General features: G+C 71.8%; 12 protein-coding genes. 4 read left to right on the top strand and 8 right to left on the bottom strand.

What is annotated here, in order from left to right; genetic code table 11:
• Positions 1 to 6: 6 nt before the first annotated feature.
• The 6 genes from AQJ54_RS11290 to AQJ54_RS11265 all read right to left on the bottom strand — a co-directional run bounded on the left by AQJ54_RS11290 (position 7) and on the right by AQJ54_RS11265 (position 7,813).
• The gene (locus AQJ54_RS11290) at positions 7 to 1,431 is read right to left on the bottom strand and encodes a lysine N(6)-hydroxylase/L-ornithine N(5)-oxygenase family protein (protein ID WP_062236475.1); all 1,425 of its coding nucleotides are present in this window, start codon (positions 1,429 to 1,431) and stop codon (positions 7 to 9) included.
• On the bottom strand, positions 1,428 to 2,789 hold the full coding sequence (locus AQJ54_RS11285; RefSeq protein ID WP_062236473.1) for a pyridoxal phosphate-dependent decarboxylase family protein: 1,362 nt from the start codon (positions 2,787 to 2,789) through the stop codon (positions 1,428 to 1,430). The genes AQJ54_RS11290 and AQJ54_RS11285 overlap by 4 nt, the downstream gene beginning before the upstream one ends.
• A 116-nt stretch (positions 2,790 to 2,905) precedes the next feature.
• Positions 2,906 to 5,392: an aminopeptidase N gene (gene pepN / locus AQJ54_RS11280; RefSeq protein ID WP_062236470.1), complete on the bottom strand. Its 2,487-nt coding sequence runs from the start codon at positions 5,390 to 5,392 to the stop codon at positions 2,906 to 2,908.
• 56 nt (positions 5,393 to 5,448) lie between these two features.
• Positions 5,449 to 6,066, bottom strand: coding sequence for a response regulator (locus AQJ54_RS11275; protein ID WP_062236468.1), 618 nt, complete (start codon positions 6,064 to 6,066; stop codon positions 5,449 to 5,451).
• A 112-nt stretch (positions 6,067 to 6,178) separates the two neighbouring features.
• Positions 6,179 to 6,529 (bottom strand): chorismate mutase, encoded by a 351-nt coding sequence (locus tag AQJ54_RS11270; protein ID WP_062024625.1) that lies wholly within the window; start codon positions 6,527 to 6,529, stop codon positions 6,179 to 6,181.
• Between the two features lie 411 nt (positions 6,530 to 6,940).
• Positions 6,941 to 7,813 (bottom strand): helix-turn-helix domain-containing protein, encoded by an 873-nt coding sequence (locus AQJ54_RS11265; protein WP_062024626.1) that lies wholly within the window; start codon positions 7,811 to 7,813, stop codon positions 6,941 to 6,943.
• 188 nt (positions 7,814 to 8,001) lie between these two features.
• Between AQJ54_RS11265 and AQJ54_RS11260 the strand changes: the two genes are divergently transcribed.
• Together AQJ54_RS11260 and AQJ54_RS11255 are read left to right on the top strand one after the other, a co-directional pair.
• A complete protein-coding gene (locus AQJ54_RS11260) occupies positions 8,002 to 9,771 on the top strand; it encodes a glycoside hydrolase family 35 protein (protein WP_062236466.1) in 1,770 nt (589 codons plus the stop codon).
• A 37-nt stretch (positions 9,772 to 9,808) separates the two neighbouring features.
• Complete coding sequence (locus AQJ54_RS11255; RefSeq protein WP_030318864.1) at positions 9,809 to 10,705, top strand: hypothetical protein; 897 nt, start codon at positions 9,809 to 9,811, stop codon at positions 10,703 to 10,705.
• Positions 10,706 to 10,748: 43 nt separating this feature from the next.
• Here the strand turns inward: AQJ54_RS11255 and AQJ54_RS43405 are convergent, their stop codons facing one another.
• Positions 10,749 to 12,398 carry an MFS transporter gene (locus AQJ54_RS43405; protein WP_062236464.1) on the bottom strand — a complete coding sequence of 550 codons (1,650 nt, stop codon included), beginning with the start codon at positions 12,396 to 12,398 and terminating at the stop codon, positions 10,749 to 10,751.
• A 136-nt stretch (positions 12,399 to 12,534) separates the two neighbouring features.
• Between AQJ54_RS43405 and AQJ54_RS11245 the strand changes: the two genes are divergently transcribed.
• On the top strand, positions 12,535 to 13,044 hold the full coding sequence (locus tag AQJ54_RS11245; RefSeq protein ID WP_062236462.1) for a MarR family winged helix-turn-helix transcriptional regulator: 510 nt from the start codon (positions 12,535 to 12,537) through the stop codon (positions 13,042 to 13,044).
• A gap of 25 nt (positions 13,045 to 13,069) precedes the next feature.
• Here the strand turns inward: AQJ54_RS11245 and AQJ54_RS11240 are convergent, their stop codons facing one another.
• Positions 13,070 to 13,792 carry a vWA domain-containing protein gene (locus tag AQJ54_RS11240; protein WP_062236460.1) on the bottom strand — a complete coding sequence of 241 codons (723 nt, stop codon included), beginning with the start codon at positions 13,790 to 13,792 and terminating at the stop codon, positions 13,070 to 13,072.
• A 97-nt stretch (positions 13,793 to 13,889) separates the two neighbouring features.
• On the opposite strand from AQJ54_RS11240, the gene AQJ54_RS11235 reads away from it, so the two are divergent.
• Positions 13,890 to 14,807 carry a rhomboid family intramembrane serine protease gene (locus AQJ54_RS11235; RefSeq protein ID WP_062236457.1) on the top strand — a complete coding sequence of 306 codons (918 nt, stop codon included), beginning with the start codon at positions 13,890 to 13,892 and terminating at the stop codon, positions 14,805 to 14,807.
• The last annotated feature ends 36 nt before the right edge of the window (positions 14,808 to 14,843 follow it).

Here is a 14,843-nt window from a genome sequence, read left to right as displayed (position 1 = left end):
CGGCGTTCACCGTCCTTCCACCAGGGGTGTCAGGGCGGGGGCCTGGCGGGCGGGTGGGATCAGGGGCCGCTGTTCGAGGCCGAAGGTGGTGAAGGCGGTGCGGGCGGGCAGGGGGTAGGGGTTCTTGCCGGTGACGGTGTTGAGGATGGTGGCGCTGCGCCAGGCGGCGAGGCCGAGGTCGGGGGCGCCGACGCCGTGGGTGTGGCGTTCGGCGTTCTGCACGTACACATGGCAGTCGGCGCCGGTGACGGAGGGGTCGAGGTCGAGTCTGAACTGCTCGTCGGCGCGGGGGCGTTCGCGGCTGTCGCGGCGCAGGTAGGGGTCGAGTCCGGCGAGGATGCGGTCGAGGGGGCGTTCGCGGTAGCCGGTGGCGAGGACGACGGCGTCGGTGGTGAGGCGGGAGCGGCTGCCCTGCTGGATGTGTTCGAGGTGGAGTTCGACGATCTTCGTGGTGGCGATGCGTCCGGCGGTGCGGACGCGGACGCCGGGGGTGAGGACGGCGTCGGGCCAGCCGCCGTGCAGGGTGCGGTGGTAGAGCTCGTCGTGGATGGCGGCGATGGTGTCGGCTCCGATGCCGCGGTGGAGCTGCCACTGGGTGGTGCCGAGGCGGTCGCGGACGCTTTCGGACAGGGCGTGGAAGTAGCGGGTGTGGTCGGGGGTGAAGTGTTCGAGGCCGAGCTTGGAGTACTCCATGGGCGCGAACGCTTCGGTACGGCCGAGCCAGTGCAGTCGTTCGCGGCCGGTGGGGCGGTTGCGGAGCAGGTCGAGGAAGACCTCGGCGCCGGACTGTCCTGAGCCGACGACGGTGACGTGGTCTGCGGTGAGGAGGCTCTGGCGGTGGTCGAGGTAGTCGGCGGCGTGGACGACGGGTACGCCGGGGGCCTCGACGAGGGGCTTGAGCGGTTCCGGCACGTAGGGCTCGGTGCCGATGCCGACGACGATGTTCTTGGTGTACGTACGGCCGAGGGCCTCGGCTTCGCCGTCGTTGTCGAGCTGGGTGAAGTCGACTTCGAAGACGTCGCGTTCGGGGTTGAAGCGGACGGCGTCGACCTGGTGGCGGAAGTGCAGGCCGGGGAGGTTCTCGGCGACCCAGCGGCAGTAGGCGTCGTACTCGGCGCGCTGGATGTGGAAGCGCTCGGCGAAGTAGAAGGGGAACAGGCGCTCGCGGGCCTTGAGGTAGTTGAGGAAGGTCCAGTTGCTGGCGGGGTCGACGAGGGTCACCAGGTCGGCGAGGAAGGGGACTTGGACGGTGGCGCCGTCGATCAGGAGTCCGGGGTGCCAGTGGAAGGCGGGGCGCTGTTCGTAGAAGACGGCGTCGAGGGTGGTGAGGGGCTGGGCGAGGGCGGCGAGGGAGAGGTTGCAGGGTCCGATGCCGATGCCGACGAGGTCGCGGGGCGCGTCGGGCTCGTGGTGTGGGGGGTGGGGGTTCATCGGGGGGTGGTTCCTTCCACGAGGTGCAGGAGTGCGGTGAGCTGGGCCGGCCGGGTGGTGGGGTTGAGGAGGGTGGCCTTGAGCCAGAGCCGGTTCGCCGCGCGGGCTCGGCCGAGGACGGCGCGGCCGTCGGTGAGGAGTTGTCGGCGTACGGCGGCCACGGCGTCGTCGGTGGCGTTCGCGGGGCGGAACAGGACGGTGCTGATGGTGGGCGGGGCGTGGAGTTCGAAGCCGGGGTGCCGGTCGACGAGTGCGGCGAACTCCTGTGCTGTTGAGCAGACTTGGTCGACGAGGGCGGCGAGTCCTTCGCGGCCGAGGGTTTTCAGCGTGACGGCGATCTTGAGGACGTCCGGGCGGCGGGTGGTGCGCAGGGAGCGGCCGAGGAGGTCGGGGAGGCCGGCCTCGGTGTCGTCGTCGGCGTTGAGGTAGTCGGCGCGGTGGTTGAGGGCGGCGAGGTCGTTGTCGTCGCGGACGGCGAGGAGTCCTGCGGCGACGGGCTGCCAGCCGAGTTTGTGGAGGTCGAGGGTGACGGTGTCTGCGACGCTCAGGCCAGTGAGCTTGGCTCTGTACCTCGTGCTGAAGAGGAGCCCTCCGCCGTAGGCCGCGTCGATGTGCAGGCGGGCGCCGCGGTGTGCGCACAGGGCGGCGATCTCGGGGAGGGGGTCGATGAGGCCGGCGTCGGTGGTGCCGGCGGTCGCGACGATGACCGACGGGCCGTGGAGGGCCTTGTCGAGGGCGGCGGGGTCGAGTGTGCCGGTTGGGGTGGGAACGATCACTGGATCGGGCAGGCCCAGGAGCCATGCGGATCTTGGGAGGGAGTGGTGGGCGTTCTCGCCGCAGACCAATCGGACGCCCGGACCCAGGGTCTCTCTGGCCAGGAGGAGGGCGATTTGGTTTGATTCCGTGCCACCCGTTGTGATCAGAGCGTCGGGCCGGTGGGGGCTTGTCGCGCAGTTCCCCGCGTCCCTAGGTGTCTCGGCGTAGACCTCTCTCGCCAGTTGCCGTGTCACCAGTGACTCCAGCTCCGATGCCGCCGGAGCCTGGTCCCAGGAGTCCATCGAAGGGTTCAGGATGCTGACGGCCAGGTCGGCTGCCGCTGCCACCGCCAGGGGTGGGCAGTGGAGGTGGGCCGTGCAGAGGGGGTCCGCCGGGTCCGCGGCGCCTTCCGCCACGGCGCGGACCAGGTGCCGTAGGGCGTCCGGGTCGCCCTCGTCCGGGAACACGTCCCCCACTGCGGACCGGAGCCGCTCCGCCACCTCTGTCGGGCCGCCGGCCGGCAGGGGCCCGCTCCTCAGGCGGGTCCCCTCCTCCAGCGCGTCCAGGACCGTGTCGAGCAGCGGACGCAGTGAGGTGTGCATCGTCGACCTCCGGGAGCGCTGGGGGCTTCCAGCTTGGACGGCGTCGGCTGGGCGCGCCCGGAGAGTTCAACGATCCTGACCCGAAAGGGGGTACTGCCGTACGGGGAAAGTCCGCGCTAGGCCTGCCTCACCCGCAACGCGCGCCCGAGGTCGTCGAGTTGGTCGGTGAGTTTGCGGCGCAGGGCGGGGATGGGGTCGGCGTCGCGCAGACAGGTCTCGCCGAGGCGGAGGGTGTCCTCGTCGATGGCGTAGTCGGGGAAGGCCCAGCGGCCCACGGCGTCGGCGATGGCGGGCCCTCGGCGGGCGGCGAGGGCGACGGCGTCGTCGTAGTAGCGGGGCACGTACTGCCGTACGAGATCGGCCTGTTCGGGTTGCCAGAAGCCCTGGGCGGTGGCGGTGAAGAGGTAGTTGGAGAGGTCGTCGCGGGTGAACATGGCGTCCCAGGCGGCGGCCTTGGCCTCTTCGGAGGGAAGGGCGGCGCGGCAGCGGGCGGCGCCTTCCTGGCCGGTGGCGGAGGGGTCGCGGGCGAGTTCGGCGGCGATGGCGGCCTCGTCGGTGGCGCCGAGGACGGCGAGGCGGGCGAGGACGCGCCAGCGCAGTTCGGGGTCGAGTTCGGGTCCGCCGGGGACGGTGCCGTCGGCGAGCCAGGCGGCGATGGTGTCGGGGTGGGCGGCCACGTTGATGCAGTGGCGTACGGCGATCAGGCGCAGGCCGGGGTTGTCGCCGTCCTCGGTGCGGCGGATGAGGTCGCGGCACAGTGCGGTGAGGAGGGACAGGGCGGCGGGGCGTTCCTCGGGGGTGATGTAGCGGTCGGCGACGTAGGTGGCGGCGAAGGCGAGGACGCCCTGGACGAGGGCGAGGTCGGTCTCGTGCGGGAGGTGGGCGCGGGCGGCCTCCAGGTAGGCGGAGGGCGGGAGTTCGCCGTCGCGGACGGCGTCGCGCAGGGCGTTCCAGACGACGGCGCGGGTCAGCGGCGAGGGGAGTCCGGAGAGGCACTCGGTGACGGTGGTGAAGGACTGGGGGTCGAAGCGGACCTTGGCGTAGGTGAGGTCGCCGTCGTTGAGGAGCAGGAGGGCGGGCCGCTTGCCGATGGGGAGGGGTTCGCTCTGGGGGACGTCGAGGTCGAGGCGGTCGCGCAGGACGAGGTGGCGGCCCTCGTCGGTGACGTCCTGGTCGTAGAGGCCGACGGCGATGCGGTGCGGGCGGCTGCCCTTGTGCTCGACCTGGAGGGTGTACGTGGCTTCCTCGCCGCGGGTGACGACGGGCCGCAGGGTGTCGACGCCGGTGGTGCGCAGCCAGGCGTCGGCCCAGGCGTGGACGTCGCGTTCGGTGGCGGAGGCGAGGGAGTCGATGAAGTCGGCGAGGGTGGCGTTGCCGAACCTGTGCCGGGCGAAGTGGGTGTTGATGCCGGCGAGGAAGTCCTTCTCGCCGAGCCAGTGCACGAGTTGGCGCAGTGCGGAGGCGCCCTTGGCGTAGGAGATGCCGTCGAAGTTGAGCATGGCCGAGGCGGTGTCCTCGACGGCTTCGGGGGCGACGGGGTGGGTGGAGGGGCGCTGGTCGGCGTCGTAGCCCCAGCCCTTGCGCATGACGCCGAAGTCGACCCAGGTGTCCGTGAAGCGGGTGGCCTCGGTGAGGGTCTGGTAGCCCATGTACTCGGCGAAGGACTCGTTGAGCCAGATGTCGTCCCACCAGCGCAGGGTGACGAGGTCGCCGAACCACATGTGGGCCATCTCGTGGGCGATGACCATGGCGCGGGTCTGGCGCTCGGTGTCGGTGACGGCGGAGCGGTAGACGAACTCGTCGCGGAAGGTGACGAGGCCGGGGTTCTCCATGGCGCCGGCGTTGAACTCGGGGACGAAGGCCTGGTCGTAGGAGTCGAAGGGGTAGGGCTCCTCGAACTTCTCGTGGTAGCGGTCGTAGCACTGCCGGGTGATCTCGAAGATCTCGTCGGCGTCCGGGTCGAGGTAGGGGGCGAGGGAGCGGCGGCAGTGGATGCCGAAGGGCAGGCCGCGGTGTTCGGTGCGTACGGAGTGCCAGGGGCCGGCGGCGACGGCGACGAGGTAGGTGGAGATGAGGGGGGTGGGGGCGGCCTGCCAGCGGCCTTCGCCGAGGTGTTCGGTGATGCCGTTGGCGAGGACGGTCCAGCCTTCGGGGGCGGTGACCGTGAGGTCGAAGACGGCCTTGAGGTCGGGCTGGTCGAAGGCGGCGAAGACGCGCTGGACGTCCTCCATGAACAGCTGGGTGTAGACGTACGACTCGCCGTCGCTGGGGTCCGTGAAGCGGTGCATGCCCTCGCCGGTGCGGGAGTAGCGCATGACGGCGTCGATCCGCAGTTCGTGCTCGCCGGCGGTCAGGCCCTTCAGGGGCAGCCGGTTGCCGTCGAGGGTCTCCGGGTCGAGGGGGCGGCCGTCGAGGGTCGCCTCTCGCAGTTCGGCCGGCTTGAGCTCGACGAAGGTGTCCGCCTCCGCGCGCGCGGTGAACCTGACGACGGTCCGGGACGCGAAGGTCTCGTCGCCGGTGGTGAGGTCGAGCGCGATGGTGTAGCGGTGAACGTCGAGGAGCTTGGCACGGGTCTGCGCTTCGTCGCGCGTCAGTACGGACATGCAGGACATGCTGCCTGATGGCAGGGCCAACTCACAGAGGCGGATCGGTACACGCCTTATGTCCGGTCCTGTTCGAGCTCCTCGGTGTGCGCCCCCTGTCCGCGCTGGAGGGGGACGCGGGCGTCGGGGTGGGGCAGGGTGGGGTGGGGGGTGGTGGGCGCGGCCTGTTCCTCACCGGGGTTCTCGCGGTGGTCGTCGCGGTGGTCGTTGCCGTGGTCGTCGCCGTGGTCCTCGCTGTGGCCTTTGACGAGGGCGCGCAGTTCGCGCACCTCGTGTTCGAGGGCGAGGTGGCGGCGGTGGGCGTCGAAGAGGTAGCGGACCTTGGTGCGCAGGGCCCAGGGGTCGATGGGCTTCATCACGAGGTCGGCGACGCCGAGGGCGAAGGCGGCGGAGGTGAGTTCGTGGTCGGGGCCGAAGCCGGTGAGCAGGATGACGGGGATGTGCTGGGTCTGTTCCAGGCGGCGCATGTAGCGGACCACGTCGAGGCCGCTGACGCCGGGCATCCGCACGTCGAGGAGCAGGAGGCCGACCTGGCCCCGGAGCACCTGCTTGAGGGCCTCGTCACCGCTGGTGGCGCGGCCGAGCCGGTAGCCCAGCGGGGCCAGGGCGCTCTCCAGGGCGTAGAGCGTGTCCTCGTGGTCGTCGACGATGAGGATCCTGGCATCCGACGGCATGGCCCGACGTCCCTCCCTCGCGGACGACCAGCCTACGCCCGTGTGTTGACGGGGAGTGCTCGCAGGCTGACAAGGAGTGCTCGGGGCAGCATGCCGTGTGTGTCCCGCGGGGTCAATCGGCCGTGGTGGTGCTGCCGTTGACGGTGTCCTCGGCGATGCGCTCGTGGTGCCGGATGACCTCGGCGATGATGAAGTTGAGGAACTTCTCCGCGAAGGCCGGGTCGAGTTTGGCGTTCTCGGCGAGGGTGCGCAGCCGTTCGATCTGGCGGGACTCGCGGGCCGGGTCGGCGGGGGGCAGCTGGTGGCGGGCCTTGAGGTGGCCGACCTGCTGGGTGGCCTTGAACCGCTCGGCGAGCATGTGCACTACGGCCGCGTCGATGTTGTCGATACTGTCCCGCAGCCGGGCGAGCTCCTCACGGACGGCGGGGTCGACGTCACCGTTTCCGGTGTTGCTGGTGGTCATGGTCGACAACATTACGGGGAGGGGGTTAAGGAAAAGATCGCCGGATACTCCCGCCCGCAAGCACGACCGGCCGGGCGGCGCTCGAGGTGACTGAGCCGGGGCCGTAGATCACCAGCGCAGCCCCTCGGACGGCCGGTCCTGCGACGGTCACCGCCTCGGCCCCTCAGGTGGTTGTCCCAGCCCGGCTGATGGATGCGCACTCCCCGGGGACGCCCGGGCCCAGCCCAGGCCCCGAAGGGCCACCCAGCCGCAAGCACAGGCTCCCGAGGGACCACCCCGGCCACGCAGGAGCCCAAGCCCGGGGTACTGCCTCGGCCAGAAGGACAGGGTCCCGGTCTCAAGGAGAGCACCCCGGCTCGGTCCGCGGGCCCGGTCCCCCGGAGACCACCCCCGTCAGAACGGCCGCCCCCCTCAGATCCGCGGCAGATCCCCCGGATCCGGGACCTGGTTGCTCCAGCCTCCGGGGACCGCTCGGGCCTCCTGGGCTCGGAAGCGGACGGGGGGCATGCCGACGCGGCGGGTGAAGAGGCGGGAGAAGTAGGCGGGGTCGTCGTAGCCGACGCGGCGGGCGATGGCGGCGACGGGGAGTTCCGTCGCGGCGAGGAGTTCCTTGGCGCGGTCGAGGCGGATGCCGAGGAGGTAGTCCTTGGGGCTGCACCCCGCGCCCCGGCGCACGGCGGTGCGCAGTTCGGCCAGCGTCATGCCGTGCCGGCCCGCGTGGTCGGCGACGGACATCGGCTTGAAGGCGTCGCGGGCGAGGGCCTTGAGGACGGGGTCGCCGTCGGGGGCGAGGTCGGCGCGGGCACGGCGCAGGGCGACCAGCAGTTCGTGGACCGCGGCGCCCGTCTCCACCTCCAGGAGCGGGTTGTCGCGGCGGGCGGCGCGCGCGATCCGGGCGATCACCGCGCGGGGACCGGCGGCATCGGACAGCGCCACCACGGGACGCTCCGGTTCGATGTACCCGAGTTCGGTGTACGTCGTCGTGGCGGGCCCGGTGAAGCCGACGAACCCCTCGTCCCAGCCGGTGCCGGGGTCCGGCGCGTAGTGGTGCGGGACGCCCGGCGTGAGCCACAGCAGTGCGGGCGCGGTGACCGTCCGGCGCCGCCCGTCGGGGGTCTCGTACCACCCGGTGCCGCTGCTGATGACGACGGCGACGTGGCTGTCGAGGGTGCGGGGGCCGACGGTGGGCAGCGGGCCGTACTGGAGGCCGACGCCGAGGCAGACGAGGCCGAGACGGTGGTGGACGGGGCCGGGGGTGAGGAACCGCATCCAGGTGTGGTACATCGCCGCGCCTTCCACGCATCGCTTCGGCTCGACGACCGAAGATCCGGCTCGACGACCGAAGATCCGGTTCGACGACCGCCGATCCGGTTCGACGGCCGCTCATCCGGTTCGACGACCGCCGCTTCGGTCCAAGCAGCGCCGATCTTTGTCCATGGACGTGATCGTCGCCAGTCGTGAAGGTGGAGCCTATGAGCGAGTTCTCGACGGGTGAAACCGATTTCCTGCTGGACGGACGGCCGGTGCGGCTGCTGTCCGGCGCGCTGCACTACTTCCGGGTCCACGAGGCGCATTGGGGGCACCGGCTGGCGATGCTGCGGGCGATGGGCCTCAACTGCGTCGAGACGTACGTGCCGTGGAACCTCCACGAGCCGCGCCCCGGCGACTTCCGGGACGCGGAGGCGCTGGGCCGGTTCCTGGACGCGGCTCAGGAGGCCGGGCTATGGGCGATCGTCCGTCCCGGCCCCTACATCTGCGCGGAGTGGGAGAACGGCGGCCTGCCGCACTGGCTGCGAGGTCGTGCGCGCACGAGCGACGAGGTGTACCTGGGGCAGGTGGAGCGCTGGTTCCGCCGCCTGCTGCCGCAGGTCGTGGAGCGGCAGGTCGACCGGGGCGGCCCGGTGCTGATGGTGCAGGTGGAGAACGAGTACGGCAGCTACGGCTCGGACACCGGCTACCTGCGCCGGCTGGCGGAGCTGCTGCGCGCGGTGGGCGTGACCGTCCCCCTGTTCACCTCGGACGGCCCCGAGGACCACATGCTCACCGGCGGCTCGCTCCCCGGGGTCCTGGCCACGGTCAACTTCGGCTCCGATGCCCGCGCGGCCTTCGAGACGCTGCGCCGGTACCGCCCGGACGGCCCGCTGATGTGCATGGAGTTCTGGTGCGGCTGGTTCGACCACTGGGGCGGCGAGCACGTCGTCCGGGATGCCGGGGACGCGGCGGCGGCGCTGCGGGAGATCCTGGAGTGCGGTGCCTCGGTGAACCTGTACATGGCGCACGGCGGCACGAACTTCGCCGGCTGGTCGGGCGCCAACCGGGGCGGCGGCGCGCTGCACGACGGCCCCCTGGAGCCGGACGTGACGTCGTACGACTACGACGCGCCGATCGACGAGTACGGCAGGCCCACGGAGAAGTTCCGGCGGTTCAGGGAGGTGCTCGCCGAGTACGGCCCGGTGGCCGAACTGCCGCCCGCACCACCGGTGTTGGGGCAGCCCGACGAGGTGCTCCTGTCCGGGTGGGCGGCCCTGTCCGCCGTACTGGACGCGCGCGGCGGGGCGCCCGTCGAGGGTCCCGTGCCGCCGGGCTTCGAGGAGCTGGACGTGGACCGGGGGCTGGTGCGGTACGAGGTGGACGTGCCGGGGCCGCGGCAGCCGTACCCGCTGATCGCGCGCGGCCTCAGGGACCTCGCGGTGGTGTACGTCGACGGGGAGCGGGCCGGGGTGCTCACCGAGGACGACGGGCAGCTCGACAAGCCGGTCGCCGGGCCGGCGCGGGTGGAGCTGTGGGTGGAGTCGCTGGGGCGGGTCAACTACGGGCCCAGGAGCGGGGAGGCCAAGGGGATCACGGGAGGTCTGCTGCACGAGCGGCAGTTCCTGCACGGGGTGCGGGCGACGGGGCTGCGGCTGGACGCGCTGGACTCGGTGGCGGGGCTCGCCTTCGGAGAGGTCCCCGGGGACGGCTCTCCGGGCCTGTACCGGGGTGTGCTGAGCGTGCGCGGCGCCGGGGACGCGGTGCTGGAGCTGCCGGGCTGGACCCGGGGCTTCGTCTGGGTCAACGGCTTCGATCTGGGCCGGTACTGGTCGGTGGGCCCGCAGCGGTCGCTGTACGTGCCCGGTCCGGTGCTGCGGGAGGGCGGCAACGACGTGTGGGTCCTCGAGCTGGAGGAGGCGCCGGCCGACGGGCCCGTACTGCGTCTGCGTGCCCCGGATCCGATCCTCCTGGATCCGCGCCCGACCTCGTAGAGTGGAATCGGGTTCAGGGCGTCTTGGGGGTACGGGCGTGGCGAACGACGGACCGGTCCAGCACGGCTACCCGCACCTGGAGACGGTGCGGGCGGCGATCACCGCGCTCTACAAGCGGCTCTCGTACGACACGGTGCAGACGTTCGCGACGAGCGTGGCGCCGGTGGACGTGGCGTTCTGCGACACCGACGACCTCTATCTGGGCGCCCAGCGGGTGGCGCGGGAGCTGGTGCGGCACTACCGGCTCCCGGACGCGCGGTTCGTCGTGAGCTTCCGGGAGATGACGCACGCGGCGAACGTCGAACTCACCGCGGGGCCCGAGTACTTCGTCGAACTCAACGACCGGTTCCGCACCCACCGGCGGGACATCGGCGCGGCGCTGGCCCACGAGGTCATGCACGTGTACCTGCACCGGCTCGACCTGTCCTTCCCCGGGGTGCGCGAGAACGAGATCCTCACGGACACGGCGACGACGTATCTGGGGGCAGGGTGGCTGCTGCTGGACGCGTACCGGGAGGACGCGGCGTCGTCCCAGAAGCTGGGGTATCTGACGCCGGAGGAGTTCGGGTACGTGCTGGCGAAGCGGTCCCTGGTGTTCGGTGAGGACCCGTCGGTGTGGTTCACCAGTCCGCAGGCGTACACGGCCTACGGGAAGGGCCTGGCGCTGGCCCGCGAGGACGAGCAGCAGCCCCCGCTGACGGCGGCGGGCTGGGCGGGCCGCCGCCGGTACGCCCGCGACCGCCGGCACGGCGGCCCCGGACCGGGCCAGGGCCAAGGCCCAGGCACGCGCTACGCCTTCACCCCGGACGGCACCGGCAGCCTGCGGGTGTCGTTCCCCTGCCCCACCTGCCACCAGCGGATCCGGGTGCCGGTCCGGGGGCGGGTACGGGCCCGGTGCGCGCTGTGCCGGACGGTGCTGGAGTGCGACACGTAGAGCACGCCGCCTCTCCGCTCTCCTACGCCCCGCACCTCACGCCTCACACCTCGCCCCTCCCCCGCCGCGGCAGCACCCCGCACAACGCCGCGCTCACCACGAACCCCCCGACCACCCACGGCATGGCCGCCCCCAGCGCGGCGCCCGGTCCTTCGTCCGCGTGGGAGAAGAACACCGTCCCCACGATCCCGGCGCCCACCGCGCCCCCGAACTGCTGGGCCGTCGAGAAGATCCCCGAGGCACCGCCCGCCAGTTCCCCCGGCACCGCCGACAGCACGACGTTGACCAGCGGCACCGCCAGCAGCCCCAGTCCGGCCCCGGCCAGGACGAGGCCCGGCACCAGCGGCCAGGCCCCAGTGTGGACGGCGGCCGCGGAGTCGACACCCGACCACACCCACCCGAAGCCGCCCGCCATCAGCAGTGCCCCGGCGCCGAGCACCAGCCGTCCGAACCGCACCGCCAGGCCGTCCGCGACCGGCGCGGTCAGGAACGCGCCCGCGGAGAAGGCGACAGTCAGCACTCCGGCCTGGAGCGGGGTGTATCCCTGGCCCCCTTGCAGCCAGAGCGCGAAGACCAGGAAGAACCCCTGCATGCCGACGGAGAACAGCAGTTGGACCAGGACACCGACGGAGAACGCCGGCAGCCGGAAGGCCCGTGCGGGCAGCAACGGCACGATCCCCGGCCGGCCCACAGCCGTACGCCTCTCAGCCGCACCGCGCTCAGCCACACCCCCCTGCTCAGCCGCACCGCGCTCAGCCGTACGCCTCTCAGCCGCACCCCGCTCAGCCGTACGCCCCGCAGTCACACGCCCCTCACCCGCACGCTCCGCCGTCACACACCCCTCAGCCGTACGCCCCTCAGTCCCACGCTCCGCAACCGCGCCCCGCATGCCCCGCCGCGAACCCCTCCGCGCCTCGAACACCCCGAGCCCCACGACGGCACAGACGCCCCCGGCCATGCACACCCACCCCCACACCGGCCACCCGTTCTCCCGCCCCTGCACGAGCGGCAGGACCACCGCCACGAGGCCGCCCGCGAGCAGCAGGCTGCCGGGCACGTCGGGCCGCCCCGCGGACCGCTCCTTCGTGGCCGGGACCAGGACCAGCCCGGCCGCGAACGTCCCCACCGCCACCGGCACGTTCACCAGGAACACCGACCGCCAGCCCCAGCCGAACAGATCGGCGTCGGTGAGCAGTCCGCCCGCGAGCAGCCCGATCGCCGAGGCGAACCCCGCGACGGCGCCGTACATCCCGAAGGCCGCCCCGCGCTCCTTGCCGTGGAACATCGTGCGGAACGCGCCGAGCACCTGCGGGACCAGGACCGCGGCGGTCACCCCCTGCACCGCCCGGGCCGCGATCAGCTGCCCCGGTGTCTGCGCGATTCCGCACGCGAGGCTCGCCAGCCCGAAGCCCGCGACCCCGGCCAGGAAGAGTCCCCGGCGTCCGAAGCGGTCACCGAGGTGGCCGGAGACGATGAGGGTGGCGGCGAAGCCCAGCAGGTAGGCGGAGACGAGCCACTGGAGGTCGCTCTGGGAGGCGTGCAGGTCACGGCCGACGGACGGGATAGCCATGTTCACGATCGTCACGTCCAGCAGGTCCATGAGGGCCGCGATCATCATCACGGCTGCGGCCGCCCAGCGGCGCGTATACGGCTGCGCCCCGGCGGGCGGGGACTCGGTGAGGGTCGTGGACATGAGGTCTCCCCCTGCGGTGTTCGGTCCTATTCATTTCGTTCGGGCGAACGAAATACCTTGACCACCTTCGCAGTCGCCCACCCCTGATAGCAAGTAGTTAGTTAGACCGAACGAAATGTTTTGCTAGCCTGACGCCATGACCAGCAGCGGCAAGAAGGCCCCCGACCTCACCCAGGCCGTCCCCGCCGACGACGAGCGACGGGCCGCCGTCCTGCTGCGACTGTTCGAGGCGGGCCGGGAGCAGAGCGGTGCCACGGTGATGTTCCACACCGCCGTGGCCGCGAAGCGCGGTCTCAACCCCACGGAGACGAAGGCCCTCGACCTCCTGGAGCGGCACGGCCCGCTCACCGCGAAGGAGCTCGCCGCATCGACCCGTCTGGCGCCCGCCTCCGTCACCGGCCTGGTCGACCGGCTGGAGGCCAAGGGCCTGGTCCGCCGGGTCGCGCACCCCACGGACAAGCGGCGGGTGCTGATCGAGCCGGACCGGGACAACCTCGCCGAGCTCTTCGCGTTCTTCGAGGAGTACGCCCGCGACATCGCCGCCGCCTGCGAGCCGTTCACCACGGACGAGCTGGAGACGGTGATCCGCTTCCTGGACGTGATGACGAACCAGCAGCGACAGGCCGCCGCCCGCCTGGCCGACTGAACGCGTCGGCCACCGCACCGCGGGGCTACGCCCGCACGATCCCCGCCGCCCGCGCCGCCTCCAGCCACTTGGGGAACTCGCCCACGAGACGGTCGTACAACTCGCCGTCGGGGACCGTTCGAGGGTTCTCGCCCGCGTGGAAGAACCCGGCGTTGTCCACCGCCCGCCGGTCCGGTACGGGAAGTTCGTCGAGCCTGCGGAGGAAGTCGAACTGCTTGCTGTCCGGGTTGCCGAAGCCGACGAACTGCCAGAACAGGGGCAGCTTCGCCGCCTTGCACAGGTACCGTTCCGCGGCGAGCTTGTTGATCGGGCCGCCGTCGGTCTGGAAGACGACGAGGGCGGGGGCGGTGCTGCCGCTGTCGAGGTAGTGGTCGATGACGGCGTCCATGGCCAGGTGGTAGCTGGTCTTGCCCATGTGCCCGAGGCCGGCCACGATCCGGTCGACGCTCCCCTGGTGATCGGCGAGTTCGATGTCCGTCTCGGCGTCGATGTCGGTGGAGAAGAACACCACGGGCACCCGGCCGTCGTCGTCGAGGTGCGCGGACAGCCCGAGGACCTGGTCGGCGAGCGCCTGCACGCTGCCGTCCTGGTAGTAGGGCCGCATGGAGCCCGAGTAGTCGACCACGAGGTAGACCGCGGCCCGCAGTCCGTCCAGCCCGTGCTTCACCAGGGACACCCCGGCGCTCTTGTACAGGTCGACCAGCGCGGGCGCCGTCTCCTGCACCTTGCTGAGACTGATCGCGACCATGACCCCTCCGCTCCTCGCAGCCACCGGCGTTCGATATTTTGTTCGCCGCCGTCCCCACCGGCTCAATGATCACCCCTGTCACTCCGAGGAGCCGGACGTGGAACCCGAATCCACCCTCACCACCTGCTATCGCCACCCGAAGGTGGAGTCCCACGTCCGCTGCACCCGCTGCGACCGGTTCATCTGCCCGGGCTGCATGCGGGAGGCGGCCGTCGGCCACCAGTGCCCGGAGTGCGTGCGCGAGGGAGCCCGGTCGGTACGGCAGGCGCGGACCGCGTTCGGCGGGCGGATCTCGGCCGTACCGCTGGTGACGTACGTCCTGATCGGCCTCAACGTGCTGGCCTACGTGGGCGAGTTGGTGCGCCCGGCGATCGTGGACCGGTTCGAGATGCTCGGGGCGGGCCTGGTGGGCCCGGACGGCGGCCACTACCTGTGGCAGGCCTCCTACCCGGCCGAACTCCATGTCGAGGGTGTCGTCGACGGCGAGTGGTACCGGCTGCTGACCGGCGCGTTCCTGCATCTGCCGCCCACCGGGGGCACGTTCGGGATCCTGCACATCGTGATGAACATGGTGTCGCTGTGGAACATCGGCCGCATGGTCGAGGCCCAGCTGGGCCGCGTCCGCTACCTCGCCCTGTATCTGCTCTCGGCGCTCGGCGGCTCGGTCCTCGTCCTGCTGATCGCGCCCTACGACCCCACGCTGGGCGCGTCCGGCGCGATCTTCGGGCTCGGTGCCGCGTACTGGGTGCTGGCCCGCCGGCTCGGCGCCGACATGGCCCAGGTCAACCGGTTCATGGCGGGGCTGCTGCTGTGGCTGGTGATCTCGGCGGCCATGACGTCCTGGGAGGGCCACCTGGGCGGTCTGCTCACCGGCGGCGCCGTCACCCTCGCCTACGCCTACGCTCCCCGGGACGGCCGTCGCGCCCTCGTACAGGCGGGAGCCTGCGCCGTGCTGCTGATACTGCTCGTGGCATGCGCCTGGGCAAAGGTCACCGAGCTGACAGGAGCCCGGTGAGGCACACCTTCCTGGACCAGCGGACACCAGTGGAGT

This window comes from Streptomyces griseorubiginosus (assembly GCF_001514195.1).
Taxonomy (GTDB): domain Bacteria; phylum Actinomycetota; class Actinomycetes; order Streptomycetales; family Streptomycetaceae; genus Streptomyces; species Streptomyces griseorubiginosus.
The sequence above is the reverse complement of the archived record's forward strand: the minus strand, read 5'-3'. Positions and strand labels throughout refer to the sequence as shown.